The sequence below is a fragment of the Massilia mucilaginosa genome, from assembly GCF_011682145.1.
Taxonomy (GTDB): Bacteria; Pseudomonadota; Gammaproteobacteria; order Burkholderiales; family Burkholderiaceae_D; genus Telluria_A; species Telluria_A mucilaginosa.
The window spans coordinates 1-5,340 of record NZ_WHJH01000109.1; the positions used below are offsets into that span (position 1 = coordinate 1).

The 5,340-nt window shown below is 55.0% G+C and carries 6 protein-coding genes; 5 read left to right on the forward strand and 1 reads right to left on the reverse strand.

Translation table 11 applies throughout. The annotated features are described in order from the left end of the window. Positions 1-31 precede the first annotated feature (31 nt). Positions 32-1,057 carry an IS5 family transposase gene (locus F2P45_RS33670; RefSeq protein ID WP_166882567.1) on the reverse strand — a complete coding sequence of 342 codons (1,026 nt, stop codon included), beginning with the start codon at positions 1,055-1,057 and terminating at the stop codon, positions 32-34. A gap of 467 nt (positions 1,058-1,524) precedes the next feature. Here F2P45_RS33670 and F2P45_RS33675 point away from each other — a divergent pair, with 467 nt between their 5' ends. The 5 genes from F2P45_RS33675 to F2P45_RS33695 all read left to right on the forward strand — a co-directional run bounded on the left by F2P45_RS33675 (position 1,525) and on the right by F2P45_RS33695 (position 5,229). Then, complete coding sequence (locus F2P45_RS33675) at positions 1,525-2,874, forward strand: IS4 family transposase (protein ID WP_166882568.1); 1,350 nt, start codon at positions 1,525-1,527, stop codon at positions 2,872-2,874. A 54-nt stretch (positions 2,875-2,928) separates the two neighbouring features. Then, positions 2,929-3,378, forward strand: coding sequence for a hypothetical protein (locus F2P45_RS33680; protein ID WP_166882569.1), 450 nt, complete (start codon positions 2,929-2,931; stop codon positions 3,376-3,378). Between the two features lie 604 nt (positions 3,379-3,982). Further along, positions 3,983-4,384: a hypothetical protein gene (locus F2P45_RS33685; protein ID WP_166882570.1), complete on the forward strand. Its 402-nt coding sequence runs from the start codon at positions 3,983-3,985 to the stop codon at positions 4,382-4,384. A 37-nt stretch (positions 4,385-4,421) separates the two neighbouring features. Next, on the forward strand, positions 4,422-4,889 hold the full coding sequence (locus F2P45_RS33690; protein ID WP_166882571.1) for a hypothetical protein: 468 nt from the start codon (positions 4,422-4,424) through the stop codon (positions 4,887-4,889). An 82-nt stretch (positions 4,890-4,971) separates the two neighbouring features. Beyond that, positions 4,972-5,229 (forward strand): hypothetical protein, encoded by a 258-nt coding sequence (locus F2P45_RS33695; protein ID WP_166882572.1) that lies wholly within the window; start codon positions 4,972-4,974, stop codon positions 5,227-5,229. Positions 5,230-5,340 lie beyond the last annotated feature (111 nt).

Genomic DNA, 5,340 nt, shown 5'->3' on the forward strand with positions numbered 1-5,340 from the left:
CATTTTGTGCAGTCCGGACGGACTGCGGGCGTCAGAACGCCTCGACCCTGGCCTCCTTCAAGTAGACCAGGCGCCGCAAATTGTAAGCAGCGACCTTCCAATTGAGCTGCAACGTGGCGCGCGCCAGCCCGATCGTGCGCAGGCCCTTGCCGCCCATCTCGGCCACGCCGGCAAATACATGCTCGATCCGGGCGCGGGTCTTGGCGATGCGCGTATTGCGCCGCTTTTGGGCCTGCGAAATTGGCTTGTCCTTGCTTCCTTTGCGCTGGATATGCATGCGCCACCCCTGCTGCGTCAGCCTCTCCTCGCGTGCGCCATCTACGTAGCCCTTATCCGCCAGCACATCGCGATTGGTATTCGCGGGGTCGAGCACCGCCTCGAAATGAAGGGTGTCATGCTCGCTGGCCGTGCTGACCTTGATCTTGCGTACCAGCTTGTAACGTTTGTCTGCGTTGGCCGATACCTTGTAGCCGAAGTAGGACTTGCCATGCTTCTTGGTCCAGCGCGCATCCATGTCTTTCTGCCGGCGCTTCGCAGGCTTCCAGTCGATTGGCATGGAACCTTCTCCAACGAGCGCCTTTTCGTCTTTGCTCATCGATTGCTTCGGCGCCTGCACGATGCTCGCGTCGACCATCTGACCGCCACGCGCAATGTAGCCATGCCTGGAAAGCTGGCGCTTGACGGCGTCAAAGATACTCTCGCTGGCACCGGCCTTGAGCAAGCGCTCCTTGAACGTCCGGATCGTTGTCCGGTCCGGTATCTGACTACTGGAACGCAGTCCGACAAAGCGCTGGAAGCTCAGGCGGTCGAGCAACTGGAATTCCATTTGTTCGTCGCTCAGGTTGAACAACTGCTGGATCAGCAGGACCCGAACCATCAGTTCGGTCGGGAACGGAGGACGCCCGCCGCGTTCGCGGCCGGGACGTGGAGCCGCTTCGTCAACCGCATCGGCAAGCGCGACGAAGTCGACATGCTGCTCCATCACCTTGAGCGCATCACCAAGCTTGTTCAGCTTAGCTTCGCGCTCTTGGTCGGCAAACAGACTCGTCTTGATCATGAAATTAGGTCAGCAACGTGGAGCCGCTATGATGCCACGGCTGCGGCGGTTTTTCGAGGTGCCCAGTGGTCGATTTTAATGCAGCAATAGAATCAACCCGCGGACTTTGGTCGTTATTCCCAGGAAAATGAGATCAAAATGCATACACGATCGTTACTTCCCCCTCAATTTAGGGGTAAATCGGGACTAGGCAACAAAGATGGCCTTTTTTGAGCGGAGTTTGCTAATGAAGAGCAGTAAACCAGTGGAAGCACAATCAATGTGCGAAGAGTTACTGAAAAATATATACAGTTATAGTTCCCTATCGGATATTCGGGATCTTTTGCTAACATTTAAGGCACCTCGTTATACACAAGTCTTGCGCGCAGTGCCGACCGTTCTGAAGTCCTGTTTACATTCAATGACTTAACTCGCCTCTTGTAAACTTGTCGCGTTTCAGGTTTACTCTCGTCTTTTGCGTGGATGAATTGGCGACAGCACCTGCACCTTGGACCGAGACGGAATTTGAACAACTCGACCTGGGCGATGCGCGCCTGAACAAACGAGCGAGGATCTTGATGGAGCGATTTGCGGCTGACCCGACGGCGAGCGTGCCGAAGGCGTGCCAAAGCTGGAGCGAGACGTTGGCGGCGTATCGCTTTTTCGACAACGACAGCGTCGACTGGCAGGCGATCATTGCGCCGCACTGGCAGCAGACGCAGCAACGCATGGCCGCGCTGCCGGTTGTGCTGTGCCTGCAGGACACGACCGAACTGGACTTCAACGGCCAAGGCGCGTTCGGCCTCGGCCCGTTGAGTTACGAAGCCCAGCGCGGCATGTACCTGCACCCGACCTACGCGGTCACGCCTGCGCGCGAGCCGCTGGGCATCATCGACGCGTGGATGTGGGCACGCGAAAAGAAGGACAAATCCGGCGCGCGCGGCGGGCCTAAGGAGAGTTTGCGCTGGATCGAGGGATACGAGCGGATCGCGGAGATGGCGGCGCAGTTGCCCGGCACACGGCTGGTGTATGTGGCCGACCGCGAGGCCGATCTGGTACCGCTGATGCTGCGCGCCCAGGAACTGGCCACGCCGGCCGACTGGCTGGTGCGCGCCAAGCACAACCGCTGCCTGCCCGACGGCGAGAAGCTGTGGCAGCACACGGGTGCCGGCGCGCCGATCGGCGAGCTGACGTTCGCGATGGCCGCGCGGCATGGAGTGAAGGCGCGCACCGTGCGCCAGCAACTGTGGGCACGCACGGTCGCCCTGCCGGCGGGCAAAGGAAAGAGCGTCCTCGCCACGTGCGTGATCGCGCGCGAGATCGACGCGCCGGACGGCGTCAAGCCAATCGAGTGGCGCCTGCTGACCAACCGCGAGGCCGGCACGCCCGAGGCGGTCGTCGAGCTGATCGACTGGTACCGCGCGCGCTGGGAAATCGAAATGCTGTTCGACGTGCTCAAGAACGCCTGCCGCGTCGAGGCGCTGCAACTGGGCTCGATCACGCAGCTTGAACGGGCCTTGGCGCTGTTCATGGTGGTGGCGTGGCGCATCGCCCGCCTGATGCGCTTGGGCAGGACCTGTCCGGACTTGGATGCGGGACTGTTCTTCGACCCGGACGAGATTCAAGCAGCCTACCTGCTGCGCAAAAAGACTCCGCCGGAGAAGCCGCGCCTGAACGACGTTCTGCGCCAGATCGCCTGCATCGGCGGTTTCCTCGCCCGCAAGAGCGATGGCGAGCCCGGCGTCAAGACGATCTGGCTCGGACTGAAGGATGTTCACGTGGCGGTGGAGACGATACGCGCGCTACGGGGAATTGGCGCACTGAACACTTGTGTATAACGAGGTGCATTTAAGGACAAGGGTGTACGAGCGCCCCAGATAGCACATTTCTTAATGGACATCGTGCGAATAAATCAAGCGAAACCCGCAGATGAAGCTGTGCCCGAAGCAGTAGAAGATAAAATTTTTGACGTACTAGATATGGTCCACGGCCTGATGTCAGATCGTTTCACGGTATGGCAAAAAGCTTGCAAATGGGGGGCAGCCAAACCCATATTGTATTTAGATAAATTATGCCCGGTATGCAATGCCGGAATCTTGGGGTTCCGGCGTCTCAATAATTCGAAGAAAATTGTAATTGCGTGTCATGAGTGTGAGTCAATCTGGACGAGCCCGGACAATATCACTCTTGAAAATGCGATTCACCTATTGGCTCCGGATCTCGGTGTGTTTGAGCTAGGGGACTCAATTTTTGGTGATAATGCAGCGTGGGCTACCGTTGATGAAATTCATCTGCACGGTTGGGGAGGATATATATCCGGGGAAGAAAATCCTGTTTACTGATTTTTAGACAATTACGCATGCACGGGGTCAGTGCCTACAAACTAACACGGGCTGAACACTACTAGGCAGTACCAAGTCGCCTTTGTGAACGTTTCGATGCTTTCCAGGCGAGATCACCTTCTCGTTGCCGGACATTGGCGAATCGCTGTACTCGCCGTGCGAGAAAATTACTTTGGTGCGCACGCACGAGCGCTGCTTCGAACTGGGTGACGACAAAGGGGAGCGCGATCTGTTCGCCCTGCTCGACACGCCCGTCTGGTTGGCCAGATCGACGCCAACGGCAACCGGATCACCATTTCCTACAACCAGCGCCAATTGCCAAAGCGGGTCGAAGATGGAATACCGCTACGACGATGCCCCGCCATGTGGCCGAGCTGATAAACGAAAATGGCGACGCGCTCGACCGACTGATTATGCTGGAAGTGCTACAGCGAGCATTCGCCGGTAAACCCATCCAGCCAGCTGCATAGTAATCTTTCCTGAAGATTGGTAATGTGGCAAAGGAAGCGGCAGGTTGGTATCCCAGCCAGCCTATCCGTACACGATCCACGAGTCGCCACAGTAGACGGCAAGAAACGCATATCAGAAAATAGGATAAATCGTTGTGGATGTTAAAAAACTGATAGATCAGGAAGAATTCTTTTATGCTGATTGCATAGCGATAAATTCTTGCGAATTGATCGGATTTGAAATAAATGGGAATAAGATCGAATTTAATAATAAAGTTATAGTCGACACATCCGATTTAACTTACATCTTCAAAAATTTTTCCGTCGATATTGCAGGATCAACCTATGCCGGCGGCGAAGGTGCATCTCATGGATCGTGTGGCTTTTTTTACAAAAAAACCGACGGCTATTTAGATTGGATACTAATCTCAACAGAATCAAATCCATTTGTAAGGGTTGAAATTATAGATAATGACGCTCGATTTTCAACAAGCTCTGGCGCTACCTGGATCATACCAAATAACAACATACAAGCAGTATATATTGAAACGAATTAAGTATTTCCAACTCTCTCTGACTGCACTGAGTACACGTATGATCAAGTTCGATAAAGATGTGCAACGTCAAATTGTTGTGTTCGGGCTAGATGACAATTCCCCGAGTTCAATGTTGTCCAGCATGTATGGCGGGCAATATGGCGCTACGCCTTCGGAATGGCGTGAAAGCGTACTCTTACTTATTTGCGCAATGTTGGACGCGGAACTTATTAGCCCGCACCCGGAAATAGACGATTACCAAGGCAAAAACTCAAAAGAAATCCGAGACCTGTTAGAGCAAGGTGATCCGGAAAATGGATTTGATGCTGACATAATTTGGGATGTCATGCATTTCAATGGCACTGAAAAGTTGCTTGAGTTGCTGCGAAAACTTGATCTCAACGAGTGGACAGCTATTAATGCAGAATTGTCGCTACCTCTTGGCAAAGCGCTTGCGTCTGGTGGGCCAGATCGTTGCCAACGGCAACCGGGCCAGCATCGTGCACAACTAGCGCTACCTGCCTGAGCGGGTCGAGGACAGCGCCGGTCGCAACAACCTGCCGACGTTTGAAGACCACCGCGGCTACCCGCGCCTGCGCAGCATTTCCATGCAGCCGGCCGAGCCCGATATCGACACCAATCCTGAACTGCTGGTCTCGTACGACCACGATGCAAGCATCAAGCTGGCCACGGTCAGCAATGGCACGGGCACCGTGATGCGCCAGTTCATCGATCGCAATCACGCGATGGTGGAACACAGCCAGCCAGACTGGTATCGCAAGCGGCAAGGTCACGCGCAACTGGGTCAACGACTGCCGATCATGCAGCCTTCGCTATCTGGAACAGGAAACCGTCGTCATCACTAACCCGGTTTTCGCGTTGGCCGTTCAATATCGTATAAAATGGCGCACGCACAAGATTGCATTCCAAATATCAACCCCGCTGATTTCTGTTACCCCCGAAGAAAGATCCGCTCC

Excerpts from the sequence above, each read along its gene's own strand:
- F2P45_RS33670 (WP_166882567.1), bottom strand. The coding sequence starts at position 1,057 with ATGATCAAGACGAGTCTGTTTGCCGACCAAGAGCGCGAAGCTAAGCTG.
- F2P45_RS33680 (WP_166882569.1), top strand. The coding sequence starts at position 2,929 with ATGGACATCGTGCGAATAAATCAAGCGAAACCCGCAGATGAAGCTGTG.
- F2P45_RS33690 (WP_166882571.1), top strand. The coding sequence starts at position 4,422 with ATGATCAAGTTCGATAAAGATGTGCAACGTCAAATTGTTGTGTTCGGG.
- F2P45_RS33695 (WP_166882572.1), top strand. The coding sequence starts at position 4,972 with ATGCAGCCGGCCGAGCCCGATATCGACACCAATCCTGAACTGCTGGTC.